General features: G+C 70.5%; 9 protein-coding genes. 6 read left to right on the top strand and 3 right to left on the bottom strand.

The window, feature by feature from the left end:
* Positions 1–243: 243 nt before the first annotated feature.
* Entirely contained in the window at positions 244–1,173 is a 930-nt protein-coding gene (locus AC156L_RS11755; protein WP_330880358.1) for an SMP-30/gluconolactonase/LRE family protein, read from the bottom strand.
* Positions 1,174–1,520: 347 nt separating this feature from the next.
* Between AC156L_RS11755 and AC156L_RS11750 the strand changes: the two genes are divergently transcribed.
* A complete protein-coding gene (locus AC156L_RS11750; RefSeq protein WP_330880360.1) occupies positions 1,521–2,888 on the top strand; it encodes an amino acid permease in 1,368 nt (455 codons plus the stop codon).
* Positions 2,889–3,864: 976 nt separating this feature from the next.
* Here the strand turns inward: AC156L_RS11750 and AC156L_RS11745 are convergent.
* Positions 3,865–6,600 (bottom strand): BTAD domain-containing putative transcriptional regulator, encoded by a 2,736-nt coding sequence (locus AC156L_RS11745; protein ID WP_330880362.1) that lies wholly within the window; start codon positions 6,598–6,600, stop codon positions 3,865–3,867.
* A 580-nt stretch (positions 6,601–7,180) separates the two neighbouring features.
* Here AC156L_RS11745 and AC156L_RS11740 point away from each other — a divergent pair.
* Both AC156L_RS11740 and AC156L_RS11735 read left to right on the top strand, forming a co-directional pair.
* Positions 7,181–8,446, top strand: coding sequence for a nucleotide sugar dehydrogenase (locus AC156L_RS11740; protein ID WP_330880364.1), 1,266 nt, complete (start codon positions 7,181–7,183; stop codon positions 8,444–8,446).
* 13 nt (positions 8,447–8,459) lie between these two features.
* Positions 8,460–9,671 carry a hypothetical protein gene (locus tag AC156L_RS11735; protein ID WP_330880366.1) on the top strand — a complete coding sequence of 404 codons (1,212 nt, stop codon included), beginning with the start codon at positions 8,460–8,462 and terminating at the stop codon, positions 9,669–9,671.
* 259 nt (positions 9,672–9,930) lie between these two features.
* Here the strand turns inward: AC156L_RS11735 and AC156L_RS11730 are convergent, their stop codons facing one another.
* Positions 9,931–12,069: an ATP-binding protein gene (locus AC156L_RS11730; RefSeq protein ID WP_330880367.1), complete on the bottom strand. Its 2,139-nt coding sequence runs from the start codon at positions 12,067–12,069 to the stop codon at positions 9,931–9,933.
* A gap of 91 nt (positions 12,070–12,160) precedes the next feature.
* On the opposite strand from AC156L_RS11730, the gene AC156L_RS11725 reads away from it, so the two are divergent.
* From AC156L_RS11725 to AC156L_RS11715, 3 genes are all read left to right on the top strand, one after another.
* Complete coding sequence (locus AC156L_RS11725; RefSeq protein ID WP_330880369.1) at positions 12,161–13,339, top strand: hypothetical protein; 1,179 nt, start codon at positions 12,161–12,163, stop codon at positions 13,337–13,339.
* Positions 13,340–13,639: 300 nt separating this feature from the next.
* A complete protein-coding gene (locus AC156L_RS11720; RefSeq protein ID WP_330880371.1) occupies positions 13,640–15,085 on the top strand; it encodes a DUF1996 domain-containing protein in 1,446 nt (481 codons plus the stop codon).
* Positions 15,086–15,087: 2 nt separating this feature from the next.
* Positions 15,088–15,498: an Imm1 family immunity protein gene (locus AC156L_RS11715; RefSeq protein ID WP_330880373.1), complete on the top strand. Its 411-nt coding sequence runs from the start codon at positions 15,088–15,090 to the stop codon at positions 15,496–15,498.
* Positions 15,499–15,549 lie beyond the last annotated feature (51 nt).

The following is a 15,549-nucleotide window of genomic DNA, read 5'->3' as shown; positions in this document are numbered from 1 at the left end:
TTCGTGAAATCTGGTTTTGCCAGGGCAGGCGCTGCACGAGAGTCCGCCAGCGGCCACTTCATTCGTTTGGCCACGAAACGGTAACACTGAAGATCATCATTACCAAGAGGCAGCGGTCACTCGCACGGCGCGAGCGAGAGGGTACCCATTCGTGTGACGCATGGGAACACGGGGCCGACGTGGAATCCCGGAAATGGGAACGCCGACCCCGTCACCTCCCCGTTTACCTCCTGTTAGCGCGCGTCACGGCTTGGGGATGGCCACGGCGTTATACGTCGTCTCCGGCGTCGGCGGGGTCGTGAACCGCGCGTTCGGCAAGTAGAGCTTCCGACCGAAGGAGGCGACCGTCGTCGGCACATCAAACCGAGGATCAGTCACTTTTGTCACCAGGGAACCGCGGGTTCCCGCGCGGTCGAGCGAGAACTCCGCGACCGTGTTCAGCCTGTTCTGCACCACGTAGAGCGTTCGCCCCTCGACCAGCAGGCCGTCACCGTTGGTCAGCACCTCGCCCCCGAGGTCGACCTCCTCCGTCGCGCCGGAGGCGGGGTCGACGCGGAACAGCTTGCCCGTGTTGCTCTGCACGACCAGCAGTGCGCGCCCGTCCGGCGTCTCCGCGATGCCGTTCGCGTTGTTGACGCCGGGCGTCAGCACGAAGTCGCCGGTCAACGGCACCGTGACCGCCGCCTCCGGCAACGACCCGCCCCGGCCGAGGGCCAGTTTGTAAAGCACCGATTTGCGCGAGTCCGTGAACCACACCGCCCGGTCGGCGACCACGACGTCGTTGACGAACGTGTCGGCGTCCGGGGAGAACCGGTAGCTCCTCAGGATCGCGCCGGACCGCGCGTCGACCACCCGGCCGTTGCCCGCGGTGCCACCCGCGACGAACAGCCTCTTCCGCGCGTCGACCTTCAGCCCGACCGAGGGCGTTCCGGGCCCCTGGCTGAACACGGAACCGGTTCCGGTGCGCAGGTCGACCCGGTAGATCGACCCGTCACCGCGCGACCCGAAGTACGCGGTCGGCTCGGTTCCGATCGCGATGCCCTCGGGCAGGAAACCGCTGGGTAGCGCGAACTCCGTCGGGAACGCGCGACCGTGGTCCGCCGTTGCCGGTACCGCGCTCACCAGTGACAGACCGAGTACCGCGGCGGCCATCACGCCGATTCTGCGAGACATGCCCAACTCCTGTCCGTTCGCGCGGTTCGTGTCCGCGACGACTGGGAGTCTTTCGCAACGACCGCGACCGAACCACCGCTCTTCAGCAAACCGACAGGCCGGAATGGGGGAACGGCGCCATAGAAGATGCGAATAACCTTCACGGATTGGCGTTGAGGGGGAAATGCGCCGCGCGTGGACGTGATCCGCCATCACGGCGGTGATGAATTCCGCACTGGTGCGGCACCGATCACGAACCGGACACGGCCCGTCCTCCCACCGGTTCCCACCGCGAACCGGTGGCGCACCCCGTCCCCGGAACGGGTGCGGCGACCCCGGTGCCCGACGGCCCCTGCGAGACTCCCCCGATGAGCGGTTTCCGGCAGCGCCACCTCACCATGATCGCCCTGGGCGGCGCGATCGGCTCCGGCCTGTTCGTCGGCACCGGCGCGGGCATCGCCGCGGCGGGACCCGGCGTCCTCCTCTCGTTCGCGGCGGCCGCGGGCCTCGCCCTGCTGGTGCTGCGGATGCTCGGCGAGATGGCCGCCGCCTACCCGTCCACGGGCGCCTTCTCGTTCCACGCCGAGAAGGCGCTCGGGAGGTGGGCGGGCTTCACCGTCGGCTGGCTCTACTGGTCCGCCCTGGTGGTCGTCCTGGCCGTCGAGGCGACCGGGGCCGCCACGATCGCCGCCGGGTGGCTGCCCGCCGTCCCGCAGTGGGCGTGGGTCCTGCTCTTCATGACCGCGTTCACCGCGGTCAACCTCGTCGGCACCCGCGAGTTCGGCGAGTTCGAGTACTGGTTCGCCTGGATCAAGGTGGCCGCCATCATCGCCTTCCTCGCGGTGGGCGTCCTGGCGATCGTCGGCCTGCTCCCCGGCACCTCCCCCGTCGGCCTCACCAACCTGACCGCTCAGGGCTTCCTCCCCCACGGCTGGGCAGGCGCCGTGGCGGGCCTGCTCGTGGTCGTCTTCGCCTTCGGCGGCATCGAGGTCGTCACCATCGCCGCCGCCGAGACCGACGACCCCGCCGCCTCCGTCGCCAAGGCCATCAAGGACTCGGTCCTGCGGGTCGTGGTCTTCTACCTGGGTTCCCTGGCCGTGGTCGTGACCCTGCTCCCCCACGACGACGACGCGGTCACCAGGAGCCCCTACGTCGCGGTCCTGGAGCACCTGGGCATCCCCGGCGCGGCACAGCTCATGAGCGCGGTCATCTTCCTGGCCCTGCTGTCCGCCCTCAACGCCACCCTGTACGGCGCCTCCCGCATGCTGTCCAACCTGGCCGACCGCGACGACGCCCCGAAGTCCTTGCGCACCAACGGCGTTCCCCGCCGAGCAGTCCTGTTCTCCACCGCGTTCGGCTTCGTCTCGGTCCTCCTCAACGCCCTCTACCCGGACACCGTCTTCCTCGTCCTGATCAGCGCGGCGGGCTCCACGGTCCTCATCGTCTGGGCCCTCATCACGATCTCCCAACTACGCCTGCGCAGGCACCTGGAACACCACGCCCCGAACCGCCTGACGTTCCGCATGTGGGCCTTCCCGTACCTCAGCTACCTCGCGCTGGCGGGCATCACCGCGATCGTGGTGCTCATGGCGACCGACCCGGTCGCCCGCATCCAACTCCTGTGCGCGGCGGGCGTGACGGCGGTCGTGCTGATCTGCGCGGTCATCCACACGCGCGGAACCGCCCGACCCGCGGAGGAACCGCCCGGTTTCCAGTTCGACCAGCGAGTGGGATGACATCGATCCATCACATATCGAAACAATTTCGTTCCGCTAACGAGCGGCCCGGAACAGGAATCGTCGAGCGGTCTCACGGAGCCGCGACCGGCCTCCGAACCCCACACCGGAAGTTGACTACGCAGAGTCACAGTCGCCGTCGGTCCACGTCCTCGCGGCACCCGTCGGGCATCCCCACGCGGCCATACGGCAAGGTTGTCGACAGTACCAATGCGGCTTCAGGTATTCGGCGGCATTCTTCACCTGCTGCTATGGCGGACCCGCCTGCCACTCGCCGGATGCCCGATCGGGCATCCGGCTCACATTTGGTCCGAAAGCACCGCTCCGCTCACCCACTCGCCCACCACCGTGGTGCGTCTCCCATCACCAACTCGGCATGGCTACTTGTAACCGGTCCAATGGCCCTCCATCCTGGATCGGCACAAAAAGAGGCCCGGCTCGGTTGGCCCCGAGCCGGGCGGTGGTGTGCTGGCTGGATATCGAAGGTGCCGACCCCGTGGTCAGCCGAGAAGCTCGTTATCCCCAGCGCATTGAGTTGGCGCCGCAGGAGGATCCCCCCGCGGCACCGGACGCAGCGGCGGCCACGGTCGTGGCCGCCGCTGTCGTCGGGCTCTCCGCAGCACTGGCACCCGAGGGTGCCAGCAGCAACGCGAGAGCAGTGAGTACGCCGACAGCCAGGGCCTGAACGCGCCCCTTCGGTTTTTTGTTACGCATCACGGGGGCAACCTACAGCCAACCGGTCAGTCGCGAGCACCCAGGGTGACGATCTCACCCCCATCCGAGACGAACCAGCCACCCCTACAAGCCTCGAAACCGCCGATTTAGGCAAATTTATTCATTATCATTCACCCTCGGCGGGCATATCACTCAAATGGGTCTACGCTCCAACGTGTGAACTCGTACTGAACGGCCATCCACCCGATCAAGGAATACGTGACACTACCTCAACATCACCATTCGGTACCAGTGGTCAACTTCAGGTGGTCTCGCCATCACCAACGGGTGACCGCTGTTCTTCCACCGTTTCCGAGCGCGCACTGGGCAAATCCAGGTCAACGCACTCAGCCAGCTGCGCCTGTATTCCAGAGGCCCTGGAATCCTTGAGTTCCACGTAGAGACCCCTGGCCAGTTCCCAGCACTCGCGGGCCTCGTGGTTCCTGCCCTCGCCGCAGCGAACGTGCCCCAGGACGTCCTGCGCCCGAGCCTGGCGAAGCGGGTCCCTGGCCCTCCTGCTCAGGTCCACGGCCAGCTCCGCGTAGAAGGCCGCCCACTTCCAGTCCCCGAGGTCCCGGTGGACGACGGCCGCGACGACAGCGGCCTCGCTCTCCAGGGCGAGCTGCCTGGTGTGCCGCAACTCGACCATCGCCCGGTGGGCGAAGCCCAGCGCGCCGTGGTGGTCGCCCTTGCCCAGGAGGACGAGGGCGATGGCCGCCAACGTCGCACCCCGCCCGCGCACGTCGCCTATGCGCTCCCGGAGTCGCCAGGCGGCGTGGAGGTTGACGAGGGCATCGTCCTCCCGCGCCCTGCGGTGCATCGCCTCGCCGATGCGGTGCAGCACGCCCGCCTCGGTGTCGAGGTCCTCCTCCTCGCGCGCGATGTCGAGCGCGCGCTCGAACTTCGCCATCGCCTCGGCGTGGTCACCCAGGACCGAAGCCCGTTCGGCCTGGTTGCGCAGAACGGTGGCCACGCCGATGCGGTCGTCGATGCTCTCCGACAGCTCGTACGCACGCCGGAAGCACCGTTCGGCCTCGTCGTGGTCGTGGAACCGGGCGCAGGCGAAACCCATGTTCGCGAGCGAACCAGCCTCGCCGAAGACGTCCCCGGCCTTCCTCGCAGCGGCCACCGCGGCCGTCATGCCCTGCATTACCTCAGCCTGAAAACCCTGGGAGAGAACAACTTCAAGGCTCACCTGAACGAGCCGCCACACGTGCTCACACAGCCCGGCAGCCGCAGCGGCAGCGATGACCTGCGTGATCTCCCCGCGCTGACTCGTGATCCACTCCAGCGCGGCGTCACCGTCCTCGAAGGACATCGGTTCGACTCCGCCCGCCAGGGGCAGCATCGGAACGGCCTCGCGGAACGCGAAGAGCTTCCGGTCCGCGTTGTTGCACGTGTGCAGGAACCAGTCGGTCATCCGGAGCGTGGCCGAGGCCCGGTCCCGCTCCTCCTCCTCGATCTCGGTCCGCTCGGACGCGTAGTCGCGGAGCAGGTCGTGGAACGCGAACCGGCCGCCCTCCCGCGATTCCAGCATCCTCGCCCACACGAGGTCGTCGAGGTGGGCACGCGCCTCCCCCGCCGGAAGACCCGCGATGGCCGCGGCCACCTCGACGGGGAACTCGAGTCCGGGGTAGATGCCGAGCAGTCGGAACAGCCTCTGCTGCTCGGGACGCAGGTCCCGGTAGGAGCAGTCGAACACGGCTCTCAGCGTGGTGGCCAGACGGCTGCCGTCGTACCGGAGACCGAGCACGGCTCGCCGCTGCTTGAACTGTTCGACGAAATCGGACAGCGAACGCCCCTCCCTGGCCGACACGTACTCGCCGATGATGCCGAGCGCCAGCGGTAGTCCTCCGCCCAGCGCGGCGAGTTGTGCGAGTGCCTGCGGCTGGGCGAGCGCCCTGTCGCCGATCGTCGTCCGAAGCCACTCGGCGGCGTGGTCGTCGGCGAGCGGGGGCACGGTGAGGCACCGCGCTCCGTGGCGCAGGACCAGATCGCTCAACCGCACCCTGCTCGTCACCACCACGACCGAGTTCGAGAACAGCGGGATGAGGGACTCGACGTGGTCCGCGTCGTGGGCGTTGTCCAGCAGGACCAGCATCCGGCGGGAGGTGAGGACGTCGCGCAGCTTCGCCCGGCGAGCGGTGGGCGAGGGCGGGCAGTCGGCCGTCATCCCGAACTCCTCCAGCAGCCCGGTGACCACTTCCTCCTCCTCGACGACCGCGCCCTCCCCGAAACCGTTGAGGTTCACGAACCAGACGCCGTCGGGGAAGCGGTGCCGGACGCGGTGCGCCCACTGCACCGCGAGCGCGGTCTTGCCCACACCGGGCAGCCCGTCGAGCGCGATCACCCCCGGTTGCGACCGGTCGGCGAGGAGGTCGTCCAGTTCGCCGACCAGGTCTGCCCGCCCGGCGAGCGGGGCCGTCCGGTACGGGAGGTTCTGCGGTCCACGAGGGGTTCCGGTCCACTCGGCGGGTGCTTGCCGCGCCGGGTTCGGCGTGATGAACCGCTCGTGGAAGCCACGCAGTTCGTCGGCGCGGAGGGCGTTGTCCGCCGCCCTCGCGCGGTGGTAGTAGTCGAGGTAGTACTCGACGGCGTCGTCCCCGCGGTCCAGGGCGTAGAGCGCCTGGAGCCGGAGCTTCGCCAGCAGCAGGTCGAGGTCGTGGTCGACCTGGATCGCCTGGAGCACGTCCAGCACCTCGGCGAACTCGCCGACGTGGCTGAGGCTCTTCAGCAGCGCCTTGGTGGTCGAGAGCCACTCGTCGCGGATCGCAACTCGGCGCCAGTTCGCGGCCCTGTCGGTGTCCAGGTCGGCGAGCGGCTCCCCCTGCCACAGGGTGAGGGCCTCCCGGAGGAGGACGCGAGCGGTGTCCCGGTCGCCCGCGCCGTCCGCCTTCCGCGCCTCGCCCACCCGTGCCCGGAATGCCGCGTAGTCGATCGACGACCGGTCGACCGAAAGCCGGTAGGAGCCGTCGTCGCACGCGAGATCGAATTCCACTCCACTTCGACGCAAAGCCGCGCGTATTCGTGTCGTGTACGTGTACAGAGCGCCGATCGGATCTCGCGGAGCCTTCCCTTCGGCCCACACCCATTCCGCCAAAGTGCGGGCGGAAATGACCTTTCCCGCGTGCAGCAACAGCACCGCGAGCACACCACGCTCCTTGGGAGCCCCCCAGTTGCCGATGAACTCGTCACCCACGCGCAAGCACGTGCGACCCAGGATCCGGAAATCGATGGTCACCAGCGCCACCCCCGCTGGAAGCAATTATTGACTGCGAGTGTGCCCGTGATCCGAGCCGCTTACCAGCACTTCGTCACCATCCGATATAGCCATGTGACGGAACGTAGTCCATTCGGAGTAGTCAAAAGTCCCCCTTGGGGCGCGAAAGATAAATGAAGGGGACCTGAAGGGCCAATCCATCGAGCAAATGCCGCACTAACACGGATTGAGCAATCCGAAGATCGCTCACAAGCCTCCGATCAGGCATGACACCACCCTGACAGGAACCGGAAAGGACGTCGACCAGGACGCCTCGCACGCTGATGGCACCACTTCTCACCGCACAAAGGAGCCATCGATGAGACCACCGGATGTAGTGGTATTGGGGCTGGGGTTCACCGGATTGCCCACCGCGCTCGCCGCGGCGGAAGCGGGATCGGCCGTCGTCGGCCTCGACGTCTCGCCGGAGCGCGTTCGCCGGATCACCGAGGGGGTGCCGGGCTTCGGGCTGGGGACCGTGTCGGAGCGAGCGGTCGGGGAGGTGATCGCCAGGGGCGGGCTGCGGGTGTCGGGTGGCGCCGTTCCCCGTGCCGGGACGTACGTCGTGTGCGTCCCGACACCTCCGGACCGGCGAGGGGACGTCGACCTGACCGCGCTGACGGCGGCCGTGACGGCGCTCGCGGCGGTGATCGGGGTCGGTGACCTGGTGCTGGTGCAGAGCACGTGCCCGCCGCGGACCCTGGACCGGCACCTCGTGCCGCTGCTGGAGGAGCGCTCCGGTCTGCGGGCGGGCCGGGACTTCGCCGTCGCCAGCGCGCCGATGCGGGTCGACCCCGGCCGGGCGTCGCACCCGTTCCACGCGGTGCCCCGCGTGATCGGCGGCTACACGCGGGCGTGCGCACGGCGCGCCAAGGGGTTCCTGGACGCCGTCGGCGGCCCGGTGGTCGAGGTCGGGTCGTCCGCGGCCGCCGAGTTGGTCAAGGTCTTCGAGAACACCTTCCGGATGGTCAACATCTCGTTGGCCAACGAGCTCGCGGCCCTGTGCCGGGCCCACGGGGTGGACGTGGACGAGGTCGTGGACGCGGCGGCCACGAAGCCGTACGGCTTCCTGGCGCACAGGCCCAGCGCGGGTGCCGGGGGCGACTGCGTGCCGGTCGCGGCGCGGTTCCTCTCCCTCAGCGCGCGCAGGGAGGGCCTGCACTGCTCGGTGGTCGACGCGGCGCTCGCCGTCAACGACGCGATGCCGCTGCGCACCGCCCACCGGATCGAGGAGGTGTGCGGGAAGTCGTTGCGGGGCAGCAGGGTCCTGGTCGTCGGCGTCACCTACAAGGCCGACGTGCCGAACGTCCGGCAGTCGGCGGCCGTGGCCGTGCTGGAGGAACTGCGGCGGGTGGCGACCGTCGAGTACCACGACCCGCACGTACCCCGGCTGGAGCTGTCCGACGGGTCGGTCCTGCTCGGCGTCGCGCTCGACGACGTGGACTGGTCGCTCGTCGACGCCGTGGTGGTCATGACGAGGCACCGGGTCGTCGACCACGAGGCGCTGGCGGCTCGCGGCGCGCCCGTGTTCGACTGCGGCACGGGTGACCCCGTGCGCCTGCCCGACACCGGCCTCGCGGCCTGAAGGGGGTGCGACGATGACTCGGGAGCACTGGATCCGCGGGCCCGTCGGGCTCGACGCGGACAGGCGCGTCACGGTGGCGGGGTGCCGGACCGTCTTGGTCGTGGTGCCGCACCTCGCCGCGGGCACGAGGCTCGTCTCGGACGTGATTCCGTTGCTGCGCAACGACCATCGCGTTCAAGTCGTCTTCAGCGTGTCCGAGACCGGGAGGCTGTGGCACGGCACGGAGGAGTTCGTGCGGCGGCAGGGCGGGCTGGTCGTCCCGTGGCACCAGGCGGCGGAGAACGAGTTCGACCTCGTCCTCGCCGCCGGGCACAACGACCTCGACCAGGTGCGCGGCCGGGTGCTGCTGCTGCCGCACGGCGCGAGCAGCCTCGCGTCCCGCAAGTTCGGACGGCACGCGGGTCCGGGATCGATCCCGCTCCCCGGCCTGAGCCGCGAGGCGCTCGTGCGCCGGGGTCGGCTCCTCGTCTCCGCCGTCGCGCTGACGCACGAGGACGAGGTCGACGCGCTGCGCGAGTCGTGCCCGGAAGCGCTCGACACGGCCGTGGTGGTCGGTGACGTCTGCCTGGACCGGATGGTGGCGAGCGCGCACCGGCGCGCCGACTACCGCCGGGCGCTGGGGGTCGCGGACGACCAGCGGCTCGTCACGATCAGCTCCACGTGGTCCCGCGAGTCCGCTTTCGGCACGTGGTTCGACCTGTGCGGACGTCTGCTGGAGGAACTGCCCCGCCGGGACCACCGGGTCGCGGCGATCCTGCACCCGCACATCTGGGCCGTGCACGGGGCCTGGCAGGTGCGGGCGTGGCTGGACGACCACGTCGCCGCCGGCCTGCTGCTGATCCCACCGGACGAGGGCTGGCGGGCCACCACGATCGCGAGCGACCTGGTGCTCGGCGACCACGGCTCCACGACGCAGTACGCCGCCGCCATCGGCACGCCGGTGCTGTTGGCCGCGTTCCCGCACGACAACGTCCGCGAGGGCAGCCTGGCGGACGTCGTGGCGCGGACGACGCCCCGCGTGGACCCCGGCCGTCCGCTGCTGCCCCAGTTCGGGGAGGTCGCGCCGACCGCGGTGGCCGAGGCCCTCTCCAGCAGACCGGGGGAAGCGTCGCGGGCGCTCCGCACCACCATGTACCGGTTGCTCGACCTGCCGGAGCCGCCCTGCCCCGCCCGCACGTCCCACCTCCCCCTGCCCGTCCCGCTGCGCCACCAGGACGCGGCGTGAGCAGGGGCGTGCACCGGATCGGGTGGGGGTCGCACGACCAGTTCGTGGTGGTGCTCCTGGACGTCGCGCCGCCCGAGCGGTGGTCGTCCGCCGACGCCGTCGTGACGACCGCGCCCGCGGAGCGGGTGTTCCGCTCGCTGCCGGGGTGCGCGGTGGTGCTGCGGGCCACGGGTGACCGGACGTGGACCGCGTGGTCGCGCGGGGGCGGGCGGATCTCCCTGCGGCACGGGGAATCCGCTGTGCGGTGCGCGGCGCTCGCCTACGTCCTGCTGTTGCGGGCCGCCTGCGGCGGGACGTCCGTCAGCGCTTCGAGCCTCGCCCGGAGGTCGACGGCCTTCGGTTCCTCGACCTGCACGTACCGCTCCAGCGCACCCGAGTAGTGCCGCCGCGCGGCGGGGAGGTCGTCGAGCGCCTCGGCGACCTCCCCCAGCGCCGTCAACACCTCGGCCTCGTAGAAGGGGGTTCCCACCAGGCGCACGGCCTCCAGGGCGTCCTGGAGCGCCGCGCTCGCCAGGGAGGCCCGCCCCGAACGCAGGTAGGTCCTCCCGAGGGCCACCAGCGACCACGCCCGCTGCACCTGGTCGCCGAGGCGGGTCATCGCGTCGACCGCCGCGACCAGCTCCCGCACCGCTTCCGGGTAGTGCCCCTGGTCCGCCAGCACCTGGCCGATCCGCCTGCCGCAGAACGCCAGCGCCCGCGGGGTACCGACCTCCCGCCGGATCTCCCTGACCCGGTGCAGCAGGGCCAGCGCGGTCGTCAGGTCGCCACCCGCCTGCGCGATGCCCGCCAGTTGGTTCAGCACCGCGGCGACGGCTCCCCGGTCACCGCCCTCCTCCTCGATCCGCAACGCCGCCTCGCCCTGCTCCAGAGCCTCGTCGTACCTCCTCAGCTCGCTGAGGGAGTACGAGAGCTGAAGGCGCAACCGGGCCTCGGCCGCGCGGTTGGCGGACCTGACCGACGCGGCGACTCCCACGGAGTGGCAGGCGAACCAGTCGTCGTAGTGCCGGGTGTGCAGGAATCCGCTCCACATCGCCTCGCAGAACTGCCAGGCCAGGTCGTCCAGGCCGAGGTCGACCGACCGCAGGCACGCCTGGCGCAGGTTCGCGCGTTCGACGTCGAACCACCGCAGCGCGTCCCGTTCGCCGCCGAACAGCCCGGAGCGGTCGACGGGTGCGGTGAAGCGGGGCCCGACCCGGCGGCGGCTGGGACGCAGCAGTGCCTCGACGGCGACCAGGGTGTCGAGGTACCACCGGACCATCGCCGAGGACAGCGCGCGTCGTTCCGCCGCGGGGATGTCCTGTTCGGCCTTGCGCAGGGCGTGCAACCGCATCAGGTCGTGGTAGCGGAACCGGTGCTCCTCCACCTCGACGAGCAGGTTGGCCTCGACCAGGTCGGCCAGCGCGGTGGCCACCGGTTCGCCGAGCGCGTCCGCGACGACCTCCGCGCCGAACTCGGCGCCGGGGTGCAGCGCGCAGGTCCGGTACACCGACGCCTGCCGCGCGGTCAGCTCGCGGTAGGACAGGTCGAGCACCGCTTCGACCGAGACGTCCGCTCCCAGCGTCAGACCGGGGAACCGGTCGCGCTCCGCGCGGAGGTCACCCGCTTCGCGGGACAGGGTGCGCCTGGGGTGCGCCGACAGCCGGGCCGCCACCACCGACAGCGCGAGCGGCACACCGCCGCACAGGGTCGCGAGCTCCCGTGCCGCGCCGTGCTCGTCGGACAGCCGGTGCTCGCCCACCGCGTTGCCGAGCAGTTCGAGGGACGACTCGGTCTCCATCGGTTCGAGTTCCAGGAACCGCGCGCCCACCATGCCGAGCCCGGCGAGGCGCCACCGGCTCGTGACCACGGCGGCGCACGTGGCCGAGGCGGGGAGCAGTGGTCTGACCTGGGCCGCGTTGCTCGCGTTGTCCAGCAGCACCACCAGGGAGAGCCCTGCGGTGAGCGATCGGAACAGCGCGGTGCGCCCGGCCAGGTCGGGAGGAACGCGGTCGGCCGAGACGCCCAGCGCCAGCAGGAAGCGCTCCAGCGCCTCCTCGGACCGCACGGGCCCCGTCGAGGAGAAGGCGTCGAGGTCGAGGTAGAGCTGGCCGTCGGGGAAGCTGTCGCGCACGTCGTGCAGCCACCGCAGGGCGAGCGACGTCTTGCCGACCCCGCCCGCGCCGCTGATCACCACGCACAGCGGGCCACCGTCGCTCAGCCAGCGCCCCAGGTGGCCCACCTCGAACCGCCTGCCCGCGAACCCGCGCGCAGCGGGCGGCAGCTGCCGGGGAACCACCACGGGCGGAGGCGCTTCGTGCAGGTGCACGCTGCCGATGCTGTTCGCCTGGACGACCTGGCCGACCACCCGGCCGGACACCTCGTTGCTCGTCGTGGACGAGGTCGTGCCACCGCTGGTCACCGCGCCTCACCCCCCGGATCCCAGGGAACCGCGTGACCAGCGGGACCACCAGGGCTCTATCGGGTGACGTCCGGGCGGGCAGGGTGTGGTCATGGAGTGGACGAAGGGACCGGTCGGACCGGGTGCGGCGGGGCGGGTCACGCGGGCAGGCCTGCTGAACGTGCTGGTCGTGGTACCGCACGTGGTGGCGGGCACGAGGCTCGTCGACGTGCTGCCCCTGCTGGTGGACCGGCGGATCCAGGTCGTGTTCACGATCCCGGACTGGGACGGCACGTGGCACGGGACCGAGGAGTTCGTGCGGCGGTGGGGCGGTGTGGTGCTGCCGTGGCGGCAGGCGGTGGCGGAGCGGTTCGACCTGGTGGTCGCGGCCAGCCACCGAGGGGTCGACCGGGTGCGGGGACCGGTGCTGGTGCTGCCGCACGGGGTGGGGGCCATGAAGTCCCGGACGCGGCCGTGGCGGTCGCACGGGCTGGCGCGGGAGGCGCTGGTGCGCGACGGGCGGGTGGTCGCCGCGGCGATCGTGCTGTCGCACGAGGCGGAACTGGCCGTGCTGCGCGGATCGTGTCCCGAGGCGGTGCCCGCCGCCGTGGTCGGCGGGGACGTCTGCCTGGACCGGCTGGTCGCGAGCCTGCCGCACCGCGAGCGCTACCGCCGCGCGCTGGGTGTCGGCGCCGGGCAGACGTTGACCACCGTGAGCTCGACGTGGACGGAGCAGTCGGTGTTCGGCGCGCACCCGGAGGTCTACCGGCGGCTCCTGGACGAGCGGACCGACGACCGGCACCGGGTGGCCGCGGTGCTGCACCCGAACACCTGGGCGGTGCACGGTCCGTGGCAGGTGCGGGCGTGGTTGGCGGACTGCCTGCGCGACGGGCTGCTGCTGGTCCCGCCCGAGGAGGGGTGGCGGGCGACGCTGGTCGCGAGCGACGTGGTGCTCGGCGACCACGGGTCGACCACCCAGTACGCGGCGGCCATCGGGCGGCGGATCGCGCTGGTCCCGTTCCCCGACGTCCGCGAGGGCAGTCCGGCCGACGAGTTGGCGCGGCGCGCGACGGTGGTCGACCTCACCCGGCCGCTGCCGCCCCAGCTCGACGCGGCGACCGGGGGCCACGAGGTGATCGCCAAGTCGATCACGTCCCGGCCGGGTGCCGCGGCGGCCGTGCTGCGGTTGACGATTTTCCGACTGCTCGGGATCTCCGAACCCGAGCAGGAGGTGGAGATCGATCCCGTCCCGCTTCCCCGGCCTCTCGGGGAGTCGCTGGGTTCGGGATGAAAACCCATGCGCCCCAACCACTTCCGCCAGACCGCGCGATCTACGGCGCCCGCGTCACACCGGCCTTAAATCCGGTTCAAGCCGGTGCTCGTTCACCAACCGCGAGAAGCGCGCGAAACCCCACGTCACACCCCGCTCACGTCCGATTTGCCCGCCTTAAGCCAGATAACGGAAAGGTAACGACGGAATCGCGGAGGAGCATCGGCAGAGCATTGGTACGTATGCCCCTGTGTCCACCGCCGTCAGGCGGCCGGGGTTCGAAGCGCTCTGCGCGTACCAAACGACGAGGTGACACATCACATGACGCGTTCCCAGGGACGGCACACCTTCTCCCGCCGCGCGAAGCTGACAGCGGGAATGACCGGATTGGCACTCACGGTTGGTCTGGCCGTCGCGTTCACCACCACCGGGGACCAGGGGCAGGCTCGTGCTGACGGCGCGGACAAGTCGCTGTTCGTCGACATCACCAAGGTCAACGCCAACGTCAAGACCCCGACGCCGCAGGAGGACGCGAGCACCGGCACGTTCACGGTCGACTGCGGTCTGAACGAGAACAAGCACTTCAACGGCGACAACTTCATCGCGGCTCCCGGTGTCGAGAACGGTGCGGAACACCTCCACGACTACGTCGGCAACCTGACGACCGACGCCAACTCCACCGACGCGAGCCTCCAGGCGGGAGGGACCACCTGCAAGAACGGTGACAAGTCGGCCTACTTCTGGCCGGTCATCCGGATCGACAGGGGTGAGGAGGAGGCCGCCGGGGAAGCCCCCGCCGAGGAGAACGCGGGCCAGAACGAGCAGGAGCAGGGCCAGGACCAGCAGCAGGGCCGCGACCAGCAGGGGCAGCAGGGCGGCGACCAGCGCGACGGCCAGAACCGGCAGCAGGGCCAGAACCAGCGCGGTGAGCAGGGCGACCAGCGCGGTGACGACAACCAGGACCGGCCGCAGGGCCTGAAGCAGAACGGCCAGCGCGACGACCAGGACGGCGACCAGCAGCGCGACGGCCAGCGGAACAACCGCCAGGGCCAGGGGCAGCAGCAGAACGACCAGGCCGCGGGCCAGGACAACGCCGCCGAGCAGGACAACGCGGGTCAGCAGGACAACGCGGGCCAGGGCGACGCGGGCGCCCAGGACGACCAGGCCGCGGCGGACGCGGCGCAGAACGAGGCGAACCTGGGTGAGGACGCGGCCGAGGAGCTGCCCGGCAACGACGGCGTGATCCAGGAGCCGAAGGCCGCCGACCTCACCTTCCGCGGCAGCCCCGTCGGCGACGTGGTCGCGATGCCCAAGTTCCTCAAGATCCTCTACGGCGACGCGAAGCGCTCCATCAACGGCGACAAGAACACCAGGGCGTCCTGGACGTGCGCGGGCTTCGAGGACGAGGTGCTGCTCGACAAGTACCCGATCTGCCCGAACGGCGCCGACGTCGTGCGCATCCACGACTTCCCCGGTTGCTGGGACGGCAAGAACACCGACAGCGCGAACCACCGCGACCACGTCGCGTTCGCCGACGCCAACGGCCAGTGCCAGAACGGTTTCAAGGCGATCCCGCAGCTGCGCATCACGCTGACCTACGCCATCCCGGCCGACGTGCAGCAGAACGGCCAGTACGCGGTCGACTCGTTCCCGGCCGAGGAGCACGACCCGCTGACCGACCACGACGACTTCGCCAACGTCATGTCCGACCAGATCATGAAGCGTCTCGTGAACTGCATCAACACCGACAAGACCTGCAAGGAGTAGGCATGATCGAGGCGCACTACTCGGTGGCCGTGGCGGGTAACCGGACCTGGCACGGCCAGGTCGACGAGCTGCGCCAGGGCGATGACGTCCACCGCCTGCTCGACCGCCTCACCGATCCCCGCAGCGACAACGCCCTCCTCATCCACACCGACCGCCCCACGCTGGACTCCGGCTACCCGGACCACGAGGTGACGGTCGGGGTGCGGGGCGACCGGGGCGCGATCCTCTACACGGACTGCACGAACGGCACGTGGGTCACGCTCGGCGAAGGACCGTCGCAGCGGACGGTGTACGCGGGGATCGAGTTCCCGACGCACTGCGAGATCCCCGTGCCGACCCTGGCCGCCGCGCTGGAGGAGTTCCTCCTGACCGGCCAGCGTCCGACCAGGGTGCCGTGGCAACAGGCCCCGTGACGTCCCCCGTCGTCGGAACGGCCGTGGAGGAGCCCGCCAGTGCGGGCTCCT

The organism is Umezawaea sp., from assembly GCF_057122925.1.
The sequence above is the reverse complement of the archived record's forward strand: the minus strand, read 5'-3'. Positions and strand labels throughout refer to the sequence as shown.